Genomic DNA, 23,149 nt, shown 5'->3' with positions numbered 1-23,149 from the left:
TGCGGGGCTTTGCCCCACACCCCAGTTCTTTTGTTGGCACAAAGAACCAAAAAGACTGCATTTGACAAAGTCCACCTTTAGGTGTAGCCCAAATTTCAGGTATTATCATACGTTTAATACATATTTTTAAAATATAAAGTTCTAGTAATTGCGTTTTTTGCAACTTTTTTGTGCGACAAAAAAGTTTATAATTCTATATAATGTACATCAGTTGACAAAATGAAATCGTTTCAGTATATACTAAAATATACTGCATATGATATACTTTCGACATGTATAAATAATAAGTATCAAACTTTATAAGCAATAATAAAACAAAGCTATTAAACAATTAGTTAATATATAATATTGATTTTAATTGTTTCTATTATATAATAAACAATATAGTTTTTATTAGGTATAATATTATGCGTATATTAGTTTATGATTCATCTTTACAGACAAGAGACAGTCTTATCAGCATTCTTATAACAGCAGGATATGAAGTAGTAGCAGTAAAAGATAAAAAAAGCATACTATCTATGTTTGGAAAACTTCCTTTTACTGCAGCTATTATAGAAGTTAATGAAAGCGATGAAGAGATGGCAGATATATTAGAAAAAATATATTTAGACGACAGATATAATGTTCATGTTATAGTGCATGTTGAAAATCCAAGCAAAGAGTTTTTCAGCAAGATGATGCGTATAGGGGTTTCTGGTTTTTTATTAAAGCCTTTTAATGAAAAAGACTTCTTAAACAGATTTACTTTACTTTTAGAAAAAGCGAATATTAAACCTAAAAAATTAAAACATATAGTAATTAATGATTTGGATAATTTTAAATTAGTATTTAGGCATGATGGAGTAAGGCAGATACTTCATGGCATGATAATAGAGATGTCGCCTATTGGATTAAAATTTATTATGCCGCCTGAAGAAGCAGGTATAGAAGTCGGACATATTATTAAAAATGCTTCTATGGCTATAAGTTCGTATAAAATAAATTTTTCTATAATAATAACTGAAAAAATAGGTAACGAATATGTAGGAACTTTTGATGAATTATCTGCATTTAATTCTAAACTGATATGCAAGTTTATATACGATAAATATATAGAAAAAATAAAATAAAGGATAATAGCAATGATAAAGGCTTTAACTATAGCAGGATTTGATGGTTCGGGAGGAGCTGGAATACAGGCGGATTTAAAAACTTTTTCGGCATTAGGCTGTTATGGAATGTGCGTACTTACTGCCCTACCCATACAAAATACGCAAGGTGTTAGAAACTGTTATGGTATAGAATTAAAAGCCATAGAAGAACAATTATACTGCATATTTGATGATATTATACCAGACGCAATTAAAATAGGAATGCTTTTTAACAGTGATATAATAAAATTAGTAGCTGAATTCTTAAAAAACCATGCTAAAAATATACCTATCATAGTTGATCCTGTTATGGTGGCAAAAAGCGGCGACAGGCTATTATTAGAAGAGGCTGTTGCTAGTTTGAAAAGCCGTATACTTCCAATATCTACTGTAATCACGCCAAATATACCAGAGGCTGAAGATTTAACTTCAAGAAAAATTAAAACTGATGAAGATATGATTAATGCAGCAAAAGAAATACTAGATATGGGAGCAAAAAATGTTATGCTTAAAGGCGGACATATGGAAGGCGAGCTTTCGAGAGATTTATTTATGAACAGAGAAGGCAAAGAATTTTTGGATGCCGCTAGAATAGACACAAAAAACACACATGGCACAGGCTGTACATTATCGGCAGCGATTTGCAGTTATATAGCACATGGAAAAACACCGCTTGAAGCCTGCAAACTCGGCAAAGAATATTTATTTAATGCTTTACAATCAGCCAAAACGGACAGCGTTGGAAAAGGTCATGGTCCGGTAAATCATTTCTATGACGCTTGGAAGCATTTGGATATCTAATAATTTATTCCATATAAAGCTATTTAATTTACACCTCAAATATAATTATTAGCATGGGGTTCAGAAAGAATAATTTTCTTTAATAAAAAAATCAAAGTTATCTAATTTTTTAACTAGCCAAAGAATCAATTTATAATTCAATTTATTTCAACTTTTTCCCGCCGCAAAAAGTTGCAAAAAGTGCAAATTTACATAATATTAAAACTCATAATAACATTATATTTTTAGGAATAAATAATGTATTTTAATGAATTTAATATAGATAATCCACAAATCTTTGAAAAAGAAGATGAACTAATATCTTATTTTGAAAATAATATTAAAGAAAATAAATTATATTATAATTGCAAAGGTTATATTTCTTTAAGATTAGTAAATGCAATAATTAAATGTAACTTTAATTTGAGAAATATAAATTTGTATTTTAATAAAAACAAAGATGAATTTTACTTTAATTTTGATTTTACAGATATTATTTTTGAAGGGGAATTTAATTGTTATATTTCTAAACATAGTAATATAAAATTTCATTTTTGTTATTTATCTTTTCACAATGTAATATTTGAAAAAGATGTTTATTTTTCTAGGCCAAAACTTATTGGAAAAGACAATGAAAGTCATATAAGTTTTAATAACTCTATTTTTAAAAAAGATATTCATTTCTTTTTATCTAAATTTTATAACAGTAATATAAATTTTTATAATATTATTTTTTATGGGAATGTTGACTTTAATACTGCTTATTTTATTAATAAATTAGAAAACAATTTTTTTATTAATTTTAATTGTATTGAATTTTATACTGATTTAGATTTTGCTGGAGCTATTTTTTATAATTTAGATATACTTTTTTCTGAAATAGAAGTTTATAAAAAATGTAATTTTTATTTTTCAAAATTTATATCAAAAAATTTAAAAAACAAATTAAATATTTCAAAAACCAAATTACACAATGGTATTGATTTTATGTTAGCACAAATTGATAACAATACGAAATTTACTTTTAATGATTTCAATGGTAGTTTAATTTTCACTGGAGCTAGATTAAAAAATAAAATAGAATTTACAAATAATAAATTTTATAAAAGAATATCTTTTGCACAAGCAAATATATCAAAAGAAATAATTTTTCAACATACTGAAATTAATATTATTAGTTTTGCTAAAATTAACTTTTTAAATCCAAGCAGTTCCATATCTATAATATATAATAGATATGGAGTAATTAATAATAACATACAAAAAATATATTTTGGAAATATTCTAATAAATGGAATAATAAATTTATATGATATAGAGGCTGAAGAAGCAGATTTTAAAGGCTCTGTCATTAATGGCGGTTTAATCAATCCTGTTAATTTCAAAGTACATAAATTTGCTAATCGTGAAAGTGCTTTATTTCTTAAACAGCAGGCTTATGCTGCAAATATGCTATTGATGCATTAGAATATAAAGCCAAAGAAGTAGAACTACATAAAGATGATTTAATAAAGAATTGGAAAAATAATAAAAATCTAAAAACTTTCGGAGATATACTTTCCATTGAATTAAGTTCACTCTACAGCGACAATGGTCAGAATTGGATTAAGGCTTTTATTTGTACTATTCTTTTTCCGAGTGTCTTTTTTACTTTGTCATATATAGATTTTAAAGTTGGATTATATTTTTATATTTTATTAATAACTTATGTAATAAATATTTTATTCTCTAAAGATATTCTAAAATATATTATTAATTCCATTTTAGTATATTTAATAGCATGTTTATTATTACCGTTACTATATATTGAAATAAACAATTTTGATAAAACCTATATTAAAGAATTATTTATATTTTTAGTTCCTACAAACTTTGAACAAATAAAAGAAGCTATTTATATTTACAATGATAATACATTTTTTAGAGGCTTTAATTACTTTATAGGTAAAATTGCTTTTTGGTACGGCTCGGTGCAGACTGTTACTGCGTTTAGGAAATTTGCTAAAGGGGCTTGAGATTATTTACTCATTAGGTATTTTGAAAGTATTTCATTAGCTATTTCTGATATTGAGGTTTCTGACTGCTTGGATAAAATTTCCAGTTCAGATAATATTTTTTTATCTAAATAAATTGGAATTTCTATATCTTCATTATTAATAAAAAATTTACCATTTTCAAAATCTGTAATTTTCTGAGCTTTTGAAAAATCATATTCTTTTTTTATATCACTCATAATTTTCCCTATTATAGTATTGATTAATTTCATTCTTAGTTGCATATCTAGCTGATATGATTCTTATAACTTCTTCATTAGAATTTTTTGTTCTGTCTGTATGAACAACAACAACAATAAACTTTCTATTAATATTTCCCATTGTAATAAATCTGTCCTCATAATCAGAATGTTCCTCATCTTTCATAATGACGGCATTTTTATCTGAAAAAACATATATTGCATCTTCAAATGAAATTTTATGTTTCTTTATATTTATAAGATTTTTATTGTTATCCCATTCAAATTTTATCATAATATTATTTTATATTATTAAACTATAATATCAATAGTGATGAATATATTTTACTTCTTCTTAGGCAAATGCTTTATAATCTGACCTTCAAGCTGTATTGATTTCTGTTTGGCGTCATAACCCAAAATCTTACCGTACACTTCTATATAGTTTTTAGGCTCTAATGTTACAGTTACATTCACTATCAAATCGGCAACACCCGCAATGTCTTTATCATTAGTGTCGTAAATTAGGATTCTTGCTTTCTTTTTAGGTATGCCGTCAATGTTAGTCTGAGTTACTCTGTTTACATCGGCTTTCCATTTCACATATCCGCCATTGTATAGATCGTAATTCTCTGCAACTGTAAGATAACTAGGACTCTCTCTGAATATATTGTAGTCTGGTGCTATTATAAACTCTTTTAACACTCTAAATCTTTCTTTTAAGTATTCGTTAATGTCGCTTTTTAATGCCCCGTTTATTATCATAACCGCTTCATTAACAGATGCACTTCTCATATTATTTTTAGCCTTATCAAACATCTCGGCTACTTCACGAGGTGAATATGTAGGACTTTTTGCACTCTCTGGAATCTTTCCATCTTCAAGCCCCTCGAATAAATAAACATTCTCTAGTTTTTCTCTTAACTCTTTTTGGTCTTTGTCAAGAAGTACATATCTTATTTTTGGGTATAATCTGTCTATTGCAATATATGAAGCAAATGTGAGTATGAATGCTATTGGAATGAGAAGAAGAAATTTTGACACTGCTATTTTCTTTTTGCCTAGTAAATAAGATCTGGGATTAATCTCATCTCCTCTGGCATTATTAGTTAAAAATCTTATTCTCTCTATATTGTCTTTTGCAACTTTATTTTCAGGCTCTAAATCTAATATCCTAAAATATTCTCTCAAAGCATTTTCTCTATGTCCGTTATTAAGACTTATATACGCCTTTGCAAGCATACCATTAATACAAAAACTGTCTTCTCTAAGAGCTTTTCTTGAAAGTTCTTCAGCACCGTAAAAATCTTTTAAAAATATATCGGCAAATGAAAGCATAGCAAGTGCATCTGCATCATTTACAATTCTTGATTTATTACTTAGAAGAAACTCTTTTGCTTTTTTATACTTCTTTTTTTTGATTAAAGTATATGCTGTAGAGGCTATTTTGCTTTTCATAATATAGATTACAGTCCTAGTATTAAAATGTTAACATAATTATCGATATTATGATAACTTTTATTAGCATTTTTTTATTATGTAAACTTATATGGTATATTATTATAAAAAACAAGGCATTTTTTATTGACAAAAAAACAATATGATATATTTTATTGCAAAATAATTTTGGGATAAAGCCATGTATTTTTTTAATAAGTTAATACGAACAGTTATGTTGTTAGCGGTATTTGTAATATTATTTTCATGCAGTAAAGATATTCCTACAAAATCATCATTAGTAATATACTCGCCTTCATCAAGAGATTTTATAGACCCATTGATAGAAGATTTCAAAAGCAAAAATCCAAATATAGATGTGGAAGTTATTATAGCAGGCACGGGGGAATTAATAAAAAGAATAGAAACAGAACAAAATGATCCTTTATGCGATGTTTTAATGGCTGCTAATATTAATTTGGTTAAAAATAATCAGAATCTATTTGAGAATTACACAACAACAAATGAAAATGAGATAATGGACAGCTATAAAAACGTAGAAGGCTCAATGACTAGATTTATGATAAGCCCAAGTGTATTAATAGTTAATACCAATATTATAGGCGATATAAAAATAGAAGGATACAGTGATTTAACTAATGAAAAGTTAAAAGGAAAAATAGCCTTTAATGATCCCTCTTCTTCATCATCTTCTTTTAAGCATTTAGTTACTATACTATATACTATGGGTAAAGATGATATAAATAATGCTTGGGATTATATAGAGAAATTATGTGCTAATTTAGACGGCAAATTATTAACAGGCTCTTCTGCTGTATACAAAGGAGTTGCTGACAGCGAATATGCTGTAGGACTTACTTTTGAAAATGCTGCTGCTAATTATGCAGCTGCAGGATCTCCTATAAAATTAGTATATATGAAAGAAGGTGTTATAATGGAGCCTGCTGGAATATACATTATAAAAAATGCTAAAAACTTAGAAAATGCCAAAAAGTTTGTAGATTATATGACTAGCTTTGACACTCAAAAGAAAATGAATGATGAACTTAATGCAAGAGCCGTAAGAAAAGATTTAGGAAGCTCCCCTATTTTAGTAAATATAAATGATATTAATGCTATTACAGATAATGCTGAATTAGAAAAAATAGATAATTTCGTAAAAGAAAATCAGGAAAATTGGCTTGAGCGATTCAAAACCATTATAGAAAATTTATAATATTAGGATATTAAAAATGAAAAATATTTTGATACTAGCTTTTATAAGCCTTATTTTTTATTCATGCAGCAGTAAAACATCAGATGAAAACAGATTAGTTATATATTCGCCTCATGCTTTGGACTTTGTAGAGCCTCTTATAAAAGATTTTGAGGATAAAAATCCAAATATAAAAATAGAATTAATAGCTGCTGGTACTGGAGAATTAATAAAAAGAGTAGAAACAGAAAAAAATACACCTCTTGGCGATATACTTTGGGGAGCTAATTTAAATCTTATAAAAGACAAATTAAATTTATTTGAAGATTATACTTCCACAAATGAAAACAGTTTATATGATGAATATAAAAATAAAGAAGGTTCTATAACAAGATTTACTACAATACCAAGTATCCTTATAGTAAATACAAATCTTACAGAAGATATAAAAATAGAAGGATATGCTGATTTACTTAATCCTGCTTTAAAAGGAAAAATAGCCTATACAGACCCGTCATTATCTTCATCATCTTTTAAGCATTTAATTAACATGCTTTATGCCATGGGAGATGGAAACCCAGAAAACGGCTGGGAATATGTAGAAAAGTTTGTGCAGAATTTGGACGGTAAGTTATTAAGCGGTTCTTCTGCTGTATATAAAGGAGTTGCTGACAGTGAATATGCTGTAGGACTTACTTTTGAAAATGCTGCTGCCAATTATGCTGCTTCAGGCTCTCCAGTAAAATTAGTATATATGAAAGAAGGCGTTATAATGAAAGCTGACGGAATATATATTATAAAAAATGCCAAACATTTAGAAAATGCTAAAAAATTTGTTGATTATATTACAAGCTATGATGCACAAAAGAAAATGAATGAAGAACTTAATGCCAGAGCTATTAGAAAAGACTTACCAAAATCAAATATACTTCTTCCTATAGAAGAAATTAAAGTAATATATGATAATGATGAAACAGTGAATAAAAATAAAGACACTTGGCTTTCAAAATTTAAAGATATTATTACAAGCATATAATAAAAAATAAAAAGAGGTAAACAATTATGAAAAAAGTTATTTTATTATTCTCAACATTAATAATTATATTTATAACTTCATGTTCAAAAAAAGAAGATAATAAAAATAGTTTAGTAATTTATACGCCTGCAACTAGATTCTTTATTGACAGATTGGCAGAAGATTTTAAGCAAAAAAATCCTGATATAAACGTAGAAATTATTATAGCTGGTACTGCAGAAATAATAAAAAGAATAGAAGCAGAAAAAAATGATCCTTTAGGCGATATATTCTTTGCTGCAAATGAAAATATACTTAAGTACAATTCCAGCCTTTTTGAAGAATACATTTCAACAAATGCTGATAATATATACGATGATTACAGAAGCAAAGAAAAATATATCACTGGTTTTATGCTAAGCCCTAGCGTATTAATAATAAATACAAATTTGATAAAAGATATAAAAATAGAAGGATATGCTGATTTGCTTAATCCAGCATTAAAAGGACAAATAGCTTTCAATGACCCTACAACATCATCATCTTCTTTTGAACAGTTAGTTAATATGCTTTATGCTATGGGAAATGGTAATCCAGATAATGGCTGGGATTATGTTGAGAAATTATATGCTAATTTGGACGGCAAACTTTTAAGCAGTTCTTCTGCAGTATATAAAGGAGTAGCTGACAGCGAATATGCAGTTGGGCTTACATTTGAGAGTGCTGCAGCAAACTATATACATACGGGTTCTCCTATAGAAGTAGTATATATGAAAGAGGGAGTACTTACTAAAGCTCACTCTATGGCTATAATAAAAAACGCCAAACATTTAGAAAATGCTAAAAAATTTGTTGATTATGTAACAAGCTATGATGCTCAGAAAATTATTAATGATGAGTTATTTACAAGGGCTATAATAAAAAATTTAGAAGGTTCTGAAATACTTATACCGCTTGAAAACATAAATGATATAAAAGAAGATGAAGAGATGGTTGATAAAAATAAAGATGCTTGGCTTGAAAAGTTTAAAAATATAGTTACAGGCTCATAAACATACATAGGCTATTTTTATATAAGCTGCTTAAAAAATAGAAATACGCAAATACAAAAAATATACTAATTAGAAGTATAATTATGAAAAATAATATAAAATATTTTTTCAAAAAAATGGACTTTTGGACATATATTACTTTTTTAATTGTTCTAATATTTGCTTTATTTTTAGTTTATCCGTTATTTTCACTTTTTTTAAGCAGCTTTAAAGATATAAAAACAGATGCTTGGACATTAAATAATTTTATCAAATTCTTTACAAAAAAATATTATTACAGCACATTAATTAATAGTTTTACAGTAACTATCTCAGTAACAATTCTTGCTGTATTAATAGGTACTCCTTTAGCATATTGTATGAAGATGTATAATATAAAAGGGAAAAAAACAGCAGAAATATTAATAATAATATCTATGATGTCTCCAGCTTTTATAGGTGCTTATTCTTGGATACTGCTTCTTGGGAGAAACGGAGTTATAACCAGATTCTTTTCATATATAGGTATTAATATACCTACTATATATGGTTTTGGAGGAATACTTTTAGTTTTTTCATTGAAATTATATCCATTTATATTTATGTATGTAAGCGGTGCTTTAAGCAAAATAGATGATTCTCTTTTGGAGGCTTCAGAAAGTTTGGGGGCTTCAAGCTTTATAAGAAATATTACTGTTACAATACCTTTAATAAAACCTACCATACTTTCTGCAAGTCTTATTGTGTTTATGAATGCATTAGCTGATTTCGGTACTCCTATGCTCATAGGTGAAGGATACAGAACTATGCCTACTATGATATACTCTGAGTTTATAAGCGAGGTTGGAAGTAATGCTAATTTTTCTGCCTCCATGTCTGTTATAATGATAGTTATTACAACAATAATGTTTATTATTCAGAAATATATCGTAAGTAAAAAATCTTATGCAGCTAACTCTATAAATACTATAAAACCAAAAAATATAAAAGGTATTAAATCTATATTAATTCATTTATTTTTATATGTTTTAATATTTATTTCTTTACTTCCTCAAATAACAGTTGTATATACCTCATTTCTTAAAACTAACAGATCCGTATTTACTAATGAATACTCACTTGAAAGCTATATAACAATATTTCATTCACTTGCATCATCTATAAAAAATACATATATATACGGCATAATCACAATTATATTAATCATCATAATAGGAATGCTTACAGCTTATATAACCTCAAGAAGAAAAAATATACTAACAAATATAATTGATATAGTTTCAATGTTTCCATATGTAATACCTGGTTCAATACTAGGTATAACATTTTTACTTGCATTTAATAAACCGCCTATAATATTAACTGGAACTTCTATAATTATTATAATATCGCTAGTAATAAGAAGGCTTCCTTATACATTAAGATCCAGTTCAGCCATACTTTATCAAATAAATAAAAATATGGAAGAAGCTTCTATAAGTCTCGGAGCTTCTCAAATAAAAACTTTTTTTAATATTACAGCAAAATTAATGCTTTCAGGTGTATTATCAGGGGCTGTACTTAGCTGGATTACAGTTATTAATGAATTAAGCTCTTCTATCATACTTTATACTACAAAATCGCGTACTATGTCTGTAGCTATTTATCAGGAAGTTATTAGGGCAAGCTACGGAACTGCAGCTGCACTTTCTACTATACTTACATTTACTACTATTATATCGCTCATTATATTTTTTAAGATAAGCCGTCAGAAAGAAATCAGCCTATAAAGGGTTATTTGTATAAAATGTAGAAATTTGTATAATATGTAAGATATTACACGTAAAAGTTGTAAACTAAGCCATTTATTTGAAAATATTTTCAAATTTCGTATTGACAAAAACGATATATAGTATACCATACATATAGATTGTTTTTATTTTTTATCATATGTTTTCTTAAAAATGCCTATCAAGTAAAACCCCATTTATTTGATAGGCTGTTTTTTATATTTTCTAATTACATAATAATTTATTATTCAAAAATTAAATTATAAAAATGCACTGCTATAAAATTTTATAATAAACTTATTTAAAAACTACTTTTATTTATTATTGCGGTAGCTAGACGTACCCCCCAACTTATTTGCGGCAGCAGATAAACTTGGATACACTTCCCAAAAGAATGTGTATTTATATAGTAAAATAATATTTTGTATGTATATTCTATCTATAATCTATAAACAATATTAAAAAAGAAATGACCTATATAAAATCTATTTCATTATAAACTCCGTTTGTATTTATAAATTCGCTTTTCATAGCATCTGCTATAAAATTGTCGCTTACATTAATATTTTTTCTAGCAGCATCATTTAAAAGTATAGTAGAAACAGCATGTCTGAAAGCCAAATCCATTTCATTATTAATCTGATTTCTAAACCATGATAATAAGTATCTATTTGACGTATTGGCTTGTACTTGTATAATATTATAGGCCTTCCATTAACTGAACCTATAGTAGTAGTTTTCTGGCTTCCTTTTGTATCTGCAACTAAAAAATACACTACCAAAAGTATTAAAACAGCTGATACTCCAAGCCATTGTAATGTTTTTACTACGGGACTTTTCTTTTTTGGTACAAATTTCCTGCTAGATAACATTATCTTTTATCCTTAATTTTTATATTTATTTTAGTTAATACATTATAAATGTATTAACTGTATAAGAAGAGTTTAGAAAAATTCAAGTTTTTGCAAAATTAATTTAAGTATGCTATACTTATTAAAATTTATAAAAATATAATAACTAAATAATATTTGTTGGTATTAAAAGTATAAAAATTCTATGAAAATAATAATAGAAACTAAAAGACTAATTATAAGAGAATTAGAAAAAGATAAAGACTATAAAGGATTATGTTCTATACTCCAGGATAAAGAAACTATGTATGCTTATGAACATGCTTTTTCTGATGAAGAAGTTAAAGAATGGTTTGAAAGACAATTAGAAAGGTATAAGATTTATGGTTTTGGATTATGGGCATGTATACTTAAAGAAAATAACGAACTTATAGGACAATGCGGACTTACTATGCAAAGAATAGACAAAAAAATACATAATTCTTATGAACTGCTTGAAATAGGCTATTTATTCAATAAAAACTATTGGCATAAAGGATTTGCGTATGAGGCTGCTGTTTCATGTAAAAATTATGCTTTTAATATTTTAAATGCTGATAGAGTTTATTCTATAATAAGAGATGATAATAAAGCATCTCAAAATGTGGCAGTTAGAAACGGCATGAAAATAATAGGCAGTACAGTAAAACATTATTATAATATAGATATGCCGCATTTTATATTTTGTGCAGAAAATATATAAAAAATTACTTTTATTTATTAAAATTTAAAACTATTAATTTGTTTAACCATATCTTCTATTTTTGTTCTCACTTCTTTTGCCGTCCGCTCTGCGTGCCGTAGGCAAGGCACCTACTCGGTGGTGACCCATGAAGTACGCCTGCGGCGAGAAGCAAAAAGACTGCATATTTATATATTAAAATAATAAATTATACAACATAATAAATTATACAACATGTAAAACATACGATTTGCATAATAATTAATATTATATAATTTAGCATAAAACAATAAACTATTAAAATTATTTGTCAAGTACTTTTGAAACAAGTCTAATATGTAATTTATAAAATATAAAAAAAATTTACATTTCTCTTATTGTAATATTCTATATATATTTTATTATATAATAAATACAAAAAAAGGAGTAAGAATGAACAAAATAATATTAATCATACTTATTATATCTGTTTTAGTATTTTCATGTACAAAAACAGATACATCATCAAATAATGAAGCAGCAGCAGGAACTATGAATATAGACTTTAAGGCTGTATTTGATGAAAATGCTAATGATGATAATAAATTAATGGAAAGCTCATATTTGAAAGTTACAGGTACTTACGGCAATATCGATGCTAAAGTAGACGCTGAAACTGGAGCTTCAACCCCTAAAGGTGCCACAAAATCTTGGGACGCTTACAGATATGAGAATAATCAATTTGCTAATAATAAAATAGAAAGAGGCTTCGGATTTTTTGTATTGTATGGAGTTGCACCTGCCAAAACTTTCGGATTTGACGGAATGAATGGCAGCGGAATATCTCAAAAAACTTTAGACGGCACTAACGGACCTAAAGTTACAGGTACAGGTGTAACTAAAGATGAAACAGGCATCATAACTATAAGATACGCCCATGCAGGAGGACCCACAGTTTATCCTTGGGTTTATGAATTAAAGTCTGATACTAATGGAATATTCAAAATAGGTTACGGGCTAGATAATAACAAAATGAGTACATCTCAAATTTCTAATGATACTGATTTTGCTGATGTTCAAATGATTACGGATAAGGCTAAAGACGGAATTGATTATTGGCAGGGAGATTTGCAGGGCACTTTTGAAAATGGTATTTTAACTTTAAAAGGTAATTTGAAAGAAGTAAAATAATTTTTATATTTTTAATTAATAAATAAAGGCTTTTAGAATATTTGAAGTTTCTAAAAACCTATAATTTTTTAAAAATTATTTTTAAGGAGTATGAATTTATAATTTATTTGAAATTCTTTTCTATTAATTTTTCATAAGTTCCGTTTGTCATTATTTGGGAAAGTCCTTCATTAATTTTTTCTAAAAGCAAAGTATCCTCTTTTCTCACAGCAATAGCATAATCTTCTTTTATAGCATCGCTTTCTATTAATTTGATATCATCATTGTATTTTTCAAAATTTTTACAAGGCTCTTTATCAAATACTACAGCAGATATTTTTTTTGATTTCAAAGCAAGTACAGCAGCAGCACCAGTATCAAACTTCTCAACATTAATATCTGCTCTTTCACTCATTACAGTATCTCCAGTAGTTCCTATAACAACACCTATATTTTTTCCAGCCAAATCATCAAATGTGCTGATAGAATTATCATCTTTATGAACAAGCATTACCTGACTAGATACATAATAAGGCTCTGAAAAATTAACAAATTGTTTTCTCTCTTCAGTTACAGTCATACCAGCTACTATTGCATCTATTTTTTTAGCCTGTAAAGCAGGTAAAAGTCCGCTAAACTGCATATGAACGAACTCTCCATTGATTCCAGCTAATTTAAGAGCCTCACTCATAATATCATAATCAAAACCAGCTATATTTCCATTATCCAAATATCCGAAAGGAGGAAAATCTACATCTATGCCTACATATATAGGGTCTTTTATAGTTTTTTGAGATGATTTTGAGTTGTTTGAGCATGACAATAGTACTATAATCATCATAAATATTAATATTTTTTTCATTTTTGAACCTTCTTTTATTTAATTTAATAAATACTACAAATAGTATTTATATGTAAAAATATTACTTTAATATATATAAAAGTCAAGAATACAATTATATATTTTAAGGCTAAAAAGACTTTATATAAAAAAAATATAGTTATCATAATATTGATATAATGCTTATTTAATATATAATAAAAAGATGAAAGTTAACATATTTACAGATAATTTAAATACAAAAATATACGGACAAAATACAGTATTATTTGAATCATTAGAAAGTACAAACAAAAAAATGATTGAAGATTTAAATAATAATATAAAACTTGAAGAAGGAAGCGTATATATAGCATTGAAGCAGACATCAGGTAAAGGCAGCTATGGAAATACTTGGCAGTCTGATAATAATTTAGGATTATGGTTTAGTATTTTGCTTTATAGCCCATTTAAAAAGGAGGCTTTAAGTTTTCTTCCAGGTATTGCATTAAGCAAATGCCTTAGAGAAAAGTATAATACATTAGCACATGTAAAATGGCCTAATGATGTCTTGGTAAAAAATAAAAAAATATCAGGAACATTAATTCAAGTTACTTCTGCTAATAATGAAAATGCATGTATTATAGGTACTGGAGTTAACTTATATCATGAAAAAAAAGATTTTTCTATAGATATACAGCATAAAGCAACATCTCTTTATATGGAAACAGGCAATAAGGTTAAGCTAGATACTTTTTATAAGGACTTAATTTATTATTTTGAAGAAGTTTATAATAGTGATAAAAGTTTAGCTCAATATTTTAGAGAGTACAGCAATATGATAGGACATACTATTAAAGCAAAAAAAGATGGTAAAGATGTTGAAGCTTTAGTTAAAGATATAACAGAAGATGGTTATTTAATAGTAGAAGCTGATAAAGAAATAGAAACTTGGATATCAAGAGCCTCTTTGGATATAGATACGAATTATTAAAATTATAAAAAAATTAACTTAAATGGAAGGTAATTATGAGAAAACCAATACCATATAAAAAACCAGAAGAAAAAAAGCCAGTTAATAAAAAAAGAATTATAGTACTTGTAATATTGGAATTAATTGTAATCATATTAGCTACTGTAACAACAGCTATTATATCATTATTATTTGGAGTTACACCGTATATAAGTGCAGCTATAAGCGGAATTATACTTATAGTATTCAGTATATTTTTAGCCAGAGAATTTTTAATTAATAAAAAAGATTAAGTATTCTTAATGATAATAATGCCAAAACAACCATAATTTACAAAAAATAATTTTTTTGACAAACTGTATTTATTTAGGTATATACTAAAAATTCTTAAGTTTGTCAACAGCGAGCCCTCCCTCATCTTCGTTCGGGACGCTTCGCGTGCACTTTCCCGCACGGTATTGTTTTATTCTTATCAAATGTCAACGCGACCGAACGAAGTGAGGAAGTACCCGAGACGAAGTCCGCCTGTGGTGAGGGTATGCGGCTGATTACCTTTTATTATACAAAACAAGTAATTTACTATACATATAAAACATATTTTATTGATTAATAAAAATATATTATATTATGAATAAATGTTAATTACATTCATAAATAACTAAAGTTTGACAAACTGTATTTGTTTAGGTATATACTATAATTATTAACTAGACATACTTTTATAATGAGTTTAATACATAGTTAAACATCTTATTTGTGAAATTTATTAAAACAATTATTTCAAAATTATTTATTCTTTTTTACCTAAAGAAAGAAGCATATCTATATGCTATTTGTAATCCTAAATCTAAATTGCCGTACGATTCGCCTTTTGTGATTTCAGGCAAATCAATATTGTTAAGATTGAAGCCCCAATCATAGCCTATATATAGTCCTATAGCTATAGCCATATCCTCTCTGAAAAATATATTATAATCTGCTATAAACTTTAAATAAGTTCTAGGAGTGCTTTTACCATTTGAAGGATAATCTTTTCCTTTATATTGTATTGTAATACCTGGACCTAAAGATAGTCTTATTCCTATGTCCAAGCCTAGAGAAAAATCTCCTATATGAACTTTAGGCATACCTCCAAAACTAAGAGAATGAGCTTCATAAATATAATTAATATTTATATTATTTTTATGAATACTTGTTTTATTATATGAATATCCAAAAGTTCCTAAAAAACTCATACTTACTAAATCAGTTATTCCCAAATAATATCCAAGTCCTATACCAACACCGCCCTGAAAATTCGCCTCATGACCTGCAGGCTCATATTTAGGAATATTTCCATGCGGTATCATTATACCAATTCCTATAGGGGCATTAATATTAAAATCAAGACCATGTCTTATTACTGGATAAATATTATTTGGAATAGTTAATACTATAAGTAATACAGATACAATAATATAATGTTTTTTTATCATGTTTTCTCCAACTTTATATATTCTTTATCAATCATCAAATTTCTGCCCTAGAAGCTGTCCATTATTTGCATCTATATAAAGCTCCATCATATTATTAAGTTTTACTTCATATATGTTCCATTTCTTTTTAATCTTAGTTATTACATTATTCGGATAAGTTTTAACTACTGTATTTGCTACAGACTGCGGGAGTATATTTAAAGGCAATGCAGTATAATTTCCTTCTATTTCCTTTAAATCCCCATTTCTAAAGAACTCTATTTCTACACCGTTATCTAAGGCTATTTCATAAGTTTTTCTGTCCATTTCAGCATAAATAATGGCAGTATTTTGAAAATATGTTTTTATAAATTGAAGTATATTACTCGGCAGCTGATTCGGTGCGATATACATTCCATCAGCATAGGCAAAAATAGATGCTGTTAAAAATAATAATATTATTTTTTTATTCATGTTTCCTCTTGTTTTTATTTTTTTAATTAATATCATATATTTTCTATTAAATTAGCATTACTGCAAAATCTATAATTATCTAAACTAATGATATTCAACTCTTTAGTTATTTTTATAACGGCAGAATTCAGATTTATTTTTTTACTGTAATAATCACTTTTTTATCTATAAAATTTACAGGTATTAGTGAATAATTTACGTCTTTTCATTCCATATACTGCTTGAATCAAAATATATTATAATACCATCATCAAAAACAACTTCATATAGCTAATATATATCATTGTAATTAAAATAATCTTTAATAAAGTTTATCAAGTAATATATTACTATAGAAAATTTTACATAAGAATACAAATAATAATATTATTATGATAAATCTTTTAATCATTACTATATATTGTAATTTTTTTATACATTATGATGATTACATATATAATATAACAAAATTTCTTATAAATATCAATAAAAATAATAATTAAAAAATTAAAATAATCTAGTAATTAATAAAAAATAATATAAAATATATAAATAGTTAATTCCTTTTTTGGATAATTATTATGATAATAGATTTAAAAAAATATATGTCTGTAACATTATCTCATATAAAGACCTGCTTTAATAGTATATCTGAAAATAAATTTGATATTATCATTATTAATGAAGATGGTATATTAAGTTTCATTCCGTATGATAAAGCAGAAGAAGTCTTCCAATCTTTAGAAAATAACAATTATATTAATAAATGCACGATTTATATAAACAAACAATTCAGTCATATTATCGGAACACAAGAGAGTATAGATATAAATAAACAACATGCTGATATACATGATATTAATATATTTTATAAACTATATAAAAATTGTATATTTGAAACAGATAAAGAATATTATAATTCTCATTTTAATGAATTAATATCTATAAGGCATGTAAAAAGAATAGAATATTTAAAAAACTCATTTAACAAATTAAAAATGTTTATCTCTCAAAGTAAATTAGATGCAGAGCTTGCTAAATTAATAGGAAATATTTTAACAGATATAGGTATTATAGAGCGTTTAAATCTTATATATCATTTGAACTATATAAAACAAAATAGTATATCAAGCTTAAAAGATTATCAGAATGTTAAGAAAGATGATCTTATATTTGCAGATATTATAAGTACTATAGTTAATATTCTTGAAAAAGAATATGAATCTCCCAATATATTTAGTAATTTATCTTCTTTTAGTGATGATAATGTTATATCGCACAGCAACAGAGTTTTTATTATGATGGTTGAGTTTCTGCATTATTACAATGAAGAGATATCAAGGGGTATAGCTTCAAAACTAAGGGTTGATTATAGAAAAAAATATTATTCTTTTTTTAATGACATAGGAAGAAAATTTAATCTGCTTACTAAGGCTGATAGAATAGAAGATATATCAAGAGTAGGATTTAGAAAAATAGAGCAAAATGAAATAAAATATTATGCAAGAGCAGCATTTTGGCATGATATAGCCCTTGTTGATATTTTACCTAATATTCCTATTATTGAGAATAATGAAGGCGATAATCATTCTATACTTGGATTTAATCTTTTGAAATACTGCATGGCACAAAATGAATATACATACACTACAGTAGGGCTTCATCATGAATATTATGGATTCGGATATGGGATATTTATGAATATGTATAATAAGCAGTTTGCAAATAAACAATACAATAATATAGAGCATATATTGACTTATGATCCTAGTGATATTAATAGTTTACTAGCTTTGTCGTATTTTCCAGCTAAGGTATTAGAAATAGTTGATTCTTATGATAGTTTGTATATCAAATTTTCTAAAAATAAAGAGATAGGAAATATAGCAAATTCTGTTATTTCTTTTATGTATGATAACTTTTTAGAAAATAATATAAAAATAGATCCTATAATTTTTCATATATTTATAAAATATCTTGAAAATGTTAGGAATGCTTCTATATATGATTGTCCTTTATAATTATTAAAAATTAATTATACTGCTTGACAATTTGTGAAAATCTTATATTCTTATATAAAGATTTTCGTTTTTATTGTTATAAAATGTTTGTATTTTAGGGAAAGTAATTGCTAAAAAGAGATGTTAATCAAGAGTATAATGGACCTGTTAGCGTATATTTAAAGCAAATAGGTGAAATAAGAAGACTCACTAAAGAAGAAGAATTAGATTTATGGCAGCGTCTTGAAGTTTGCCGAGATAAAAAGGCTTTGCTTTTAGAAAAAGAAGATGAGGAATCTAAAAAAGAACTTGAAGCTTTAGAAAAAGAAATTGATTCTATACAGCATAAACTTGTAAAATCAAATTTGAGATTGGTAATAAGCATAGCCAAAAGATACTACAACAGCGGTGTGCCTTTTATAGATATTATAGATGAAGGTAATATTGGTCTTATAGAAGCTGTAAAAAGATTCGAATATAAAAAGGGATTTAAATTTTCTACTTACGGAGTTTGGTGGATAAAGCAGAGCATAGTAAAAGAAATATCAAGCAAAAGACATATTATACGCTTTCCTATGCATATAGCAAGATTAATAAAGAAAAGCATACAAACTTCAAAGGTTTTAACCCAGCAGCTAGGACGCGAACCTACTACTGATGAAATAGCCAAAGAAATGAAAATAGACAGAAAAACTCTTTCCTATATAATGATATTTACTCAGGATACAGCAAGTGTTGATTCATTTTTTAAAAACTCTGATAATAATGATATGACTTCTATAATAGAAGATAAAAACTTCCCTTCTCCTCATCAAAAGGCATTTATGGATAGTCTTAGAGATACATTAACTGAAGCTTTGAAATGTTTAGATGAAAAAGAGAGAACAGTTATTATTTCAAGGTTTGGTTTGTATGGAAAAGAAGCAAAAACTCTTGAAGATACAGGTAAAGAATTAAATATCACCCGTGAGAGAGTAAGACAGATTCAGATAAAAGCTATTAAAAAACTCGCAGGTCTTAATTTATCCAAAGAATTAAAAAGTTTCTTGTGGGATTAATTTTGTTTATCAATTAATATAATAAATTCTTTTTTTTATTAAACAATTTCTAATTTTACCGAAAAATTAATATATAAATAAAATCATGGATGGAATTTTATGTCTAACGAAATGAAAGCAAAATTAAAACCAATTATCATTATAGTAATAGTTCTTGTAGTTCTAGTTGCAGGATTTTTTATTGTCAAAAGTATTTTGAGCAGTAAAAACATACCTATATTTGATTTCACGCAAAATGAAACAAACGATATGCCTGAAGATACAATTACTACAGATGATATATTCGGTGAAGATATAACACCTGAAGAAAAAGACTTTTTAGCAACTAATAATACAATAACACCTGATAATACTAATAATGTTCAGACAAATAAAGATTCTTCTATAAATCTTTCTGGAAATGGTTTGTATGAAGTAAACACCAATAATATACCAGATATACCTCCTTCTTCAAAACCAAATAATAATAGAGGAAGTTCCGCTTATACTTATAATACAGAAAACACAGTATTGGTAACTACTTCTAATACACTCAGACCTAATAATAACAATATGATGAGTATGCAGCAATCATATACTAATAATGATGTTAGAATAAGCTCATTTATAATAAACTATAATGACAGATTTGTAGCAAGCAGAAGCAATCCTCTTTTGATAACTTTGGCTGTAAAAACACCTCCAGAAGCAAGATATGCTAAAATAAGAGTGTATGCTAGAAAAATAGATAACAACTATAATATATTAAGCAGAGATTTAGTATTCTATTTGCCTAAAATATATGTACTTGACGGTCAGGCTCAGACACAGTTCTATTTTGCTGGAAGAATGTCATCTGGAAACCGTTATCTTCCTAGAGGCAGATATTTACTATATGCTGAAGCTGAAATCACTGATGCTAATGGAATGTCTGTTGGAAAAACTGGCAGATATCCGCTTCCTAAATGGAATTATGTTGTAACTTTAGAGTAGTTTTGATTTTTAATTGATTATTAAAGCTCTGATATCGTACTGGTATCAGAGCTTTTTTATGTATTTTGTATTATTCATATAAAAATAATTTGAATAAAAAATGTAAATATATGTTTATTTATTTTTGATAATATAGTATAATCTACATTAAGAACAAAGCTATATTTAAAAAGGAGTTTACAAATATGGTTACAGCTATCACAACGACTGACACAACTAATACTTATGTTACGTCAATAGGCGGGGTAAATATCACTGTTAGAAATAATTTTTCTGACAATACAGCAACAGTAGAAGTAGAGCCGAAAATTACAGGCGGTGCTTTAAACGTACAAGGATAATATTATCCCCTTATCGCATGTAATTATCGGTTCTTATTTTTTTTACTTTAATGAAAAAGTAGTTATTGTTCATTAAAAAGTAATGGGGCTATTGGTGGGATAATAGTCCCATTTTATTTTTTATAGTAAAAACTTAATAATTTTCAACTTTATATCGCCATTGCAAAAATATTTTAAAATGATAGTATTATATATTATTAATTAATCTAAGGAAATTTTGATAAATATGATGGATATGCAAAATATTAACGATATAAGAAAAAAAGTAAAGACTGTAAAAATAGGAAATGTTCTAATAGGTTCTGATAATCCTATAAGTGTTCAGTCTATGACCAATACAGATACAAGAGATATAAAATCTACAGTAGAGCAAATAAAATCACTTGAAAATGCAGGTGTTGATATAGTAAGGCTTGCAGTACTGGATATGGATGCTGCAAAGGCAATAAAAGAAATAAAAAAACAAACTAAAGTACCATTAATAGCGGATATACATTTTGACCATAATTTGGCATTAGAGAGTATGAAAAGCGGTATTGATGCTTTAAGATTAAATCCCGGTAATATAAAAAATAAAGAAAAAGTAAAAGAGGTTATAAAAGAGGCTAAGGATAGAAACCTTACTATACGTGTAGGAGTTAATGGCGGAAGTTTGGACAGAAGTATATACAAGGAAGTAACAGCTGAAAATATGGTAAAAAGTGCTGCTGAACATATAAAATTAATGGAAGATTTGAATTTTACCAATATTAAAGTATCTTTAAAATCCTCTGATATCAAAACTACAATAGAAGCAAATATGTTATTTAGAGAAAAATTTAATTATCCAATACATCTTGGAGTAACTGAGGCTGGTACATTAAGAAGCTCACTTATAAAAAGTACAAGTGCTTTATCATTTTTAATAATGCAGGGTATAGGAGATACTATAAGATATTCTATAACTGGAGATCCTGTAGAAGAGGTAATGGCTGGAAAAATGCTTCTTAAATTTTTGGGACTTAGAAAAGAGCCCTCTATAGAAATAATATCATGTCCTACTTGCGGAAGATGTCAGGTTAATGTTGAAGAAGTTGCTAGTTTCATAGAAAAGCATGTTCAGAATATAAAGAAAAATATTACTATAGCTATTATGGGCTGTGTTGTTAATGGTCCTGGGGAAGCTAGGCATGCTGATTTTGGTGTTGCTGGGACGGCAGATGGTAATTTTATTTTCTTTGAAAAAAATAATGAACCTATAAAAGTTTCAAGAGATAATATTATATATTTCCTTACAAAAAAGATAGAAGAGTTTTAAGTTTTTACAAGATATTTTTGAAATAAGTTCATCAAAATATTAATTGTTTATGTATATACTGGAACAATTTTATTTTGTCAAGTCAATTGGTGCACATTATACAGAATTATCAACTTTTTTGCTGCGGCTTCGCCAAAGTTTTTGCCAACACCATACTTAACAGCACTTCCTTCGGTCGCAATCGGACAGGTGTTATAAAAGAACTGGGATACTTCGTAGCAGCGTGGTCACTCTGTGTACTTCGTAAGGGCCCCATATATTAAAAACAAAATATAACTTCATTTTGACAAACTGTATTTGTTTAGGTATATACTGAAAATTTTTAAGTTTGTCAATAGACTTGTTTCAAAAGTACTTGACAAATAATTTAATGAGTTTGTTATTTTATGCTAAATTAAATAATATTAATTATAGTTTAATTAAATGTTTTACTTGTTGTGTAAATT

At 26.9% G+C, this 23,149-nt stretch carries 22 protein-coding genes and 1 pseudogene; 16 read left to right on the top strand and 7 right to left on the bottom strand.

What is annotated here, in order from left to right:
* The first annotated feature begins 407 nt into the window (after window positions 1–407).
* The 3 genes from Q1X91_RS12535 (at window position 408) to Q1X91_RS12525 (ending at window position 3,380) form a co-directional block, all read left to right on the top strand.
* Complete coding sequence (locus tag Q1X91_RS12535) at window positions 408–1,112, top strand: response regulator (RefSeq protein ID WP_300758060.1); 705 nt, start codon at window positions 408–410, stop codon at window positions 1,110–1,112.
* A gap of 12 nt (window positions 1,113–1,124) precedes the next feature.
* Window positions 1,125–1,934, top strand: coding sequence for a bifunctional hydroxymethylpyrimidine kinase/phosphomethylpyrimidine kinase (thiD, locus tag Q1X91_RS12530; protein WP_300758058.1), 810 nt, complete (start codon window positions 1,125–1,127; stop codon window positions 1,932–1,934).
* 237 nt (window positions 1,935–2,171) lie between these two features.
* Complete coding sequence (locus Q1X91_RS12525) at window positions 2,172–3,380, top strand: hypothetical protein (protein ID WP_300758055.1); 1,209 nt, start codon at window positions 2,172–2,174, stop codon at window positions 3,378–3,380.
* Between the two features lie 550 nt (window positions 3,381–3,930).
* Here the strand turns inward: Q1X91_RS12525 and Q1X91_RS12520 are convergent.
* The 3 genes from Q1X91_RS12520 to Q1X91_RS12510 are packed head-to-tail and all read right to left on the bottom strand — an operon-like array spanning window position 3,931 to window position 5,604.
* Window positions 3,931–4,146 (bottom strand): hypothetical protein, encoded by a 216-nt coding sequence (locus tag Q1X91_RS12520; RefSeq protein ID WP_300758052.1) that lies wholly within the window; start codon window positions 4,144–4,146, stop codon window positions 3,931–3,933.
* Window positions 4,139–4,441 (bottom strand): BrnT family toxin, encoded by a 303-nt coding sequence (locus Q1X91_RS12515; RefSeq protein ID WP_300758049.1) that lies wholly within the window; start codon window positions 4,439–4,441, stop codon window positions 4,139–4,141. The genes Q1X91_RS12520 and Q1X91_RS12515 overlap by 8 nt, the downstream gene beginning before the upstream one ends.
* Before the next feature lie 50 nt (window positions 4,442–4,491).
* Window positions 4,492–5,604: a hypothetical protein gene (locus Q1X91_RS12510; RefSeq protein WP_300758046.1), complete on the bottom strand. Its 1,113-nt coding sequence runs from the start codon at window positions 5,602–5,604 to the stop codon at window positions 4,492–4,494.
* A gap of 181 nt (window positions 5,605–5,785) precedes the next feature.
* Here Q1X91_RS12510 and Q1X91_RS12505 point away from each other — a divergent pair, with 181 nt between their 5' ends.
* The 4 genes from Q1X91_RS12505 (at window position 5,786) to Q1X91_RS12490 (ending at window position 10,614) form a co-directional block, all read left to right on the top strand.
* Entirely contained in the window at window positions 5,786–6,820 is a 1,035-nt protein-coding gene (locus tag Q1X91_RS12505; protein ID WP_300758043.1) for an ABC transporter substrate-binding protein, read from the top strand.
* Window positions 6,821–6,836: 16 nt separating this feature from the next.
* Complete coding sequence (locus tag Q1X91_RS12500; RefSeq protein ID WP_300758034.1) at window positions 6,837–7,835, top strand: ABC transporter substrate-binding protein; 999 nt, start codon at window positions 6,837–6,839, stop codon at window positions 7,833–7,835.
* A gap of 26 nt (window positions 7,836–7,861) precedes the next feature.
* A complete protein-coding gene (locus Q1X91_RS12495; RefSeq protein WP_300758031.1) occupies window positions 7,862–8,866 on the top strand; it encodes an ABC transporter substrate-binding protein in 1,005 nt (334 codons plus the stop codon).
* Between the two features lie 83 nt (window positions 8,867–8,949).
* Window positions 8,950–10,614 (top strand): iron ABC transporter permease, encoded by a 1,665-nt coding sequence (locus Q1X91_RS12490; RefSeq protein WP_300758028.1) that lies wholly within the window; start codon window positions 8,950–8,952, stop codon window positions 10,612–10,614.
* A 480-nt stretch (window positions 10,615–11,094) separates the two neighbouring features.
* On the opposite strand, the pseudogene Q1X91_RS12485 reads toward Q1X91_RS12490, so the two are convergent.
* Window positions 11,095–11,486, bottom strand: a pseudogene (locus Q1X91_RS12485) (peptidyl-prolyl cis-trans isomerase); the annotation flags it as partial.
* Window positions 11,487–11,670: 184 nt separating this feature from the next.
* On the opposite strand from Q1X91_RS12485, the gene Q1X91_RS12480 reads away from it, so the two are divergent.
* Window positions 11,671–12,207: a GNAT family N-acetyltransferase gene (locus Q1X91_RS12480; protein WP_300758025.1), complete on the top strand. Its 537-nt coding sequence runs from the start codon at window positions 11,671–11,673 to the stop codon at window positions 12,205–12,207.
* 411 nt (window positions 12,208–12,618) lie between these two features.
* Complete coding sequence (locus Q1X91_RS12475; protein WP_300758023.1) at window positions 12,619–13,356, top strand: hypothetical protein; 738 nt, start codon at window positions 12,619–12,621, stop codon at window positions 13,354–13,356.
* 103 nt (window positions 13,357–13,459) lie between these two features.
* On the opposite strand, the gene Q1X91_RS12470 is transcribed toward Q1X91_RS12475, so the two are convergent.
* Entirely contained in the window at window positions 13,460–14,197 is a 738-nt protein-coding gene (locus Q1X91_RS12470) for a basic amino acid ABC transporter substrate-binding protein (RefSeq protein ID WP_300758020.1), read from the bottom strand.
* Between the two features lie 184 nt (window positions 14,198–14,381).
* Between Q1X91_RS12470 and Q1X91_RS12465 the strand changes: the two genes are divergently transcribed.
* Both Q1X91_RS12465 and Q1X91_RS12460 read left to right on the top strand, forming a co-directional pair.
* Complete coding sequence (locus tag Q1X91_RS12465) at window positions 14,382–15,149, top strand: biotin--[acetyl-CoA-carboxylase] ligase (protein WP_300758017.1); 768 nt, start codon at window positions 14,382–14,384, stop codon at window positions 15,147–15,149.
* 35 nt (window positions 15,150–15,184) lie between these two features.
* Window positions 15,185–15,421, top strand: a complete 237-nt coding sequence (locus tag Q1X91_RS12460; RefSeq protein WP_300758014.1) for a hypothetical protein — start codon at window positions 15,185–15,187, stop codon at window positions 15,419–15,421.
* Window positions 15,422–15,928: 507 nt separating this feature from the next.
* On the opposite strand, the gene Q1X91_RS12455 is transcribed toward Q1X91_RS12460, so the two are convergent.
* Together Q1X91_RS12455 and Q1X91_RS12450 are read right to left on the bottom strand one after the other, a co-directional pair.
* Window positions 15,929–16,603: a hypothetical protein gene (locus Q1X91_RS12455; protein WP_300758008.1), complete on the bottom strand. Its 675-nt coding sequence runs from the start codon at window positions 16,601–16,603 to the stop codon at window positions 15,929–15,931.
* Between the two features lie 27 nt (window positions 16,604–16,630).
* The gene (locus Q1X91_RS12450; protein WP_096737861.1) at window positions 16,631–17,056 is read right to left on the bottom strand and encodes a PepSY-like domain-containing protein; all 426 of its coding nucleotides are present in this window, start codon (window positions 17,054–17,056) and stop codon (window positions 16,631–16,633) included.
* A 560-nt stretch (window positions 17,057–17,616) separates the two neighbouring features.
* Between Q1X91_RS12450 and Q1X91_RS12445 the strand changes: the two genes are divergently transcribed.
* The 5 genes from Q1X91_RS12445 (at window position 17,617) to ispG (ending at window position 22,703) form a co-directional block, all read left to right on the top strand.
* Window positions 17,617–19,056, top strand: coding sequence for a hypothetical protein (locus tag Q1X91_RS12445; protein WP_300758003.1), 1,440 nt, complete (start codon window positions 17,617–17,619; stop codon window positions 19,054–19,056).
* Between the two features lie 107 nt (window positions 19,057–19,163).
* Window positions 19,164–20,093: a sigma-70 family RNA polymerase sigma factor gene (locus tag Q1X91_RS12440; protein ID WP_300758002.1), complete on the top strand. Its 930-nt coding sequence runs from the start codon at window positions 19,164–19,166 to the stop codon at window positions 20,091–20,093.
* Between the two features lie 99 nt (window positions 20,094–20,192).
* Window positions 20,193–21,065 carry a hypothetical protein gene (locus tag Q1X91_RS12435; protein ID WP_300757999.1) on the top strand — a complete coding sequence of 291 codons (873 nt, stop codon included), beginning with the start codon at window positions 20,193–20,195 and terminating at the stop codon, window positions 21,063–21,065.
* 185 nt (window positions 21,066–21,250) lie between these two features.
* Window positions 21,251–21,406: a hypothetical protein gene (locus tag Q1X91_RS12430; protein WP_008724155.1), complete on the top strand. Its 156-nt coding sequence runs from the start codon at window positions 21,251–21,253 to the stop codon at window positions 21,404–21,406.
* A gap of 229 nt (window positions 21,407–21,635) precedes the next feature.
* Complete coding sequence (gene ispG / locus Q1X91_RS12425; RefSeq protein ID WP_300758063.1) at window positions 21,636–22,703, top strand: flavodoxin-dependent (E)-4-hydroxy-3-methylbut-2-enyl-diphosphate synthase; 1,068 nt, start codon at window positions 21,636–21,638, stop codon at window positions 22,701–22,703.
* Window positions 22,704–23,149: the final 446 nt, after the last annotated feature.

The organism is uncultured Brachyspira sp., assembly GCF_949287625.1.
Lineage (GTDB): Bacteria > Spirochaetota > Brachyspiria > Brachyspirales > Brachyspiraceae > Brachyspira.
The sequence above is the reverse complement of the archived record's forward strand: the minus strand, read 5'-3'. Positions and strand labels throughout refer to the sequence as shown.

What these genes read in the sequence shown, in the direction of transcription:
- Q1X91_RS12490 (WP_300758028.1), top strand. Translation starts at nt 8,950, where the DNA reads ATGAAAAATAATATAAAATATTTTTTCAAAAAAATGGACTTTTGGACA.
- ispG (WP_300758063.1), top strand. Translation starts at nt 21,636, where the DNA reads ATGGATATGCAAAATATTAACGATATAAGAAAAAAAGTAAAGACTGTA.
- Q1X91_RS12515 (WP_300758049.1), bottom strand. Translation starts at nt 4,441, where the DNA reads ATGATAAAATTTGAATGGGATAACAATAAAAATCTTATAAATATAAAG.
- Q1X91_RS12510 (WP_300758046.1), bottom strand. Translation starts at nt 5,604, where the DNA reads ATGAAAAGCAAAATAGCCTCTACAGCATATACTTTAATCAAAAAAAAG.
- Q1X91_RS12455 (WP_300758008.1), bottom strand. Translation starts at nt 16,603, where the DNA reads ATGATAAAAAAACATTATATTATTGTATCTGTATTACTTATAGTATTA.
- Q1X91_RS12450 (WP_096737861.1), bottom strand. Translation starts at nt 17,056, where the DNA reads ATGAATAAAAAAATAATATTATTATTTTTAACAGCATCTATTTTTGCC.
- Q1X91_RS12525 (WP_300758055.1), top strand. Translation starts at nt 2,172, where the DNA reads ATGTATTTTAATGAATTTAATATAGATAATCCACAAATCTTTGAAAAA.
- Q1X91_RS12475 (WP_300758023.1), top strand. Translation starts at nt 12,619, where the DNA reads ATGAACAAAATAATATTAATCATACTTATTATATCTGTTTTAGTATTT.
- Q1X91_RS12495 (WP_300758031.1), top strand. Translation starts at nt 7,862, where the DNA reads ATGAAAAAAGTTATTTTATTATTCTCAACATTAATAATTATATTTATA.
- Q1X91_RS12520 (WP_300758052.1), bottom strand. Translation starts at nt 4,146, where the DNA reads ATGAGTGATATAAAAAAAGAATATGATTTTTCAAAAGCTCAGAAAATT.
- Q1X91_RS12470 (WP_300758020.1), bottom strand. Translation starts at nt 14,197, where the DNA reads ATGAAAAAAATATTAATATTTATGATGATTATAGTACTATTGTCATGC.
- Q1X91_RS12480 (WP_300758025.1), top strand. Translation starts at nt 11,671, where the DNA reads ATGAAAATAATAATAGAAACTAAAAGACTAATTATAAGAGAATTAGAA.
- Q1X91_RS12535 (WP_300758060.1), top strand. Translation starts at nt 408, where the DNA reads ATGCGTATATTAGTTTATGATTCATCTTTACAGACAAGAGACAGTCTT.
- Q1X91_RS12435 (WP_300757999.1), top strand. Translation starts at nt 20,193, where the DNA reads ATGTCTAACGAAATGAAAGCAAAATTAAAACCAATTATCATTATAGTA.
- Q1X91_RS12500 (WP_300758034.1), top strand. Translation starts at nt 6,837, where the DNA reads ATGAAAAATATTTTGATACTAGCTTTTATAAGCCTTATTTTTTATTCA.
- Q1X91_RS12465 (WP_300758017.1), top strand. Translation starts at nt 14,382, where the DNA reads ATGAAAGTTAACATATTTACAGATAATTTAAATACAAAAATATACGGA.
- Q1X91_RS12445 (WP_300758003.1), top strand. Translation starts at nt 17,617, where the DNA reads ATGATAATAGATTTAAAAAAATATATGTCTGTAACATTATCTCATATA.
- Q1X91_RS12430 (WP_008724155.1), top strand. Translation starts at nt 21,251, where the DNA reads ATGGTTACAGCTATCACAACGACTGACACAACTAATACTTATGTTACG.
- thiD (WP_300758058.1), top strand. Translation starts at nt 1,125, where the DNA reads ATGATAAAGGCTTTAACTATAGCAGGATTTGATGGTTCGGGAGGAGCT.
- Q1X91_RS12505 (WP_300758043.1), top strand. Translation starts at nt 5,786, where the DNA reads ATGTATTTTTTTAATAAGTTAATACGAACAGTTATGTTGTTAGCGGTA.
- Q1X91_RS12460 (WP_300758014.1), top strand. Translation starts at nt 15,185, where the DNA reads ATGAGAAAACCAATACCATATAAAAAACCAGAAGAAAAAAAGCCAGTT.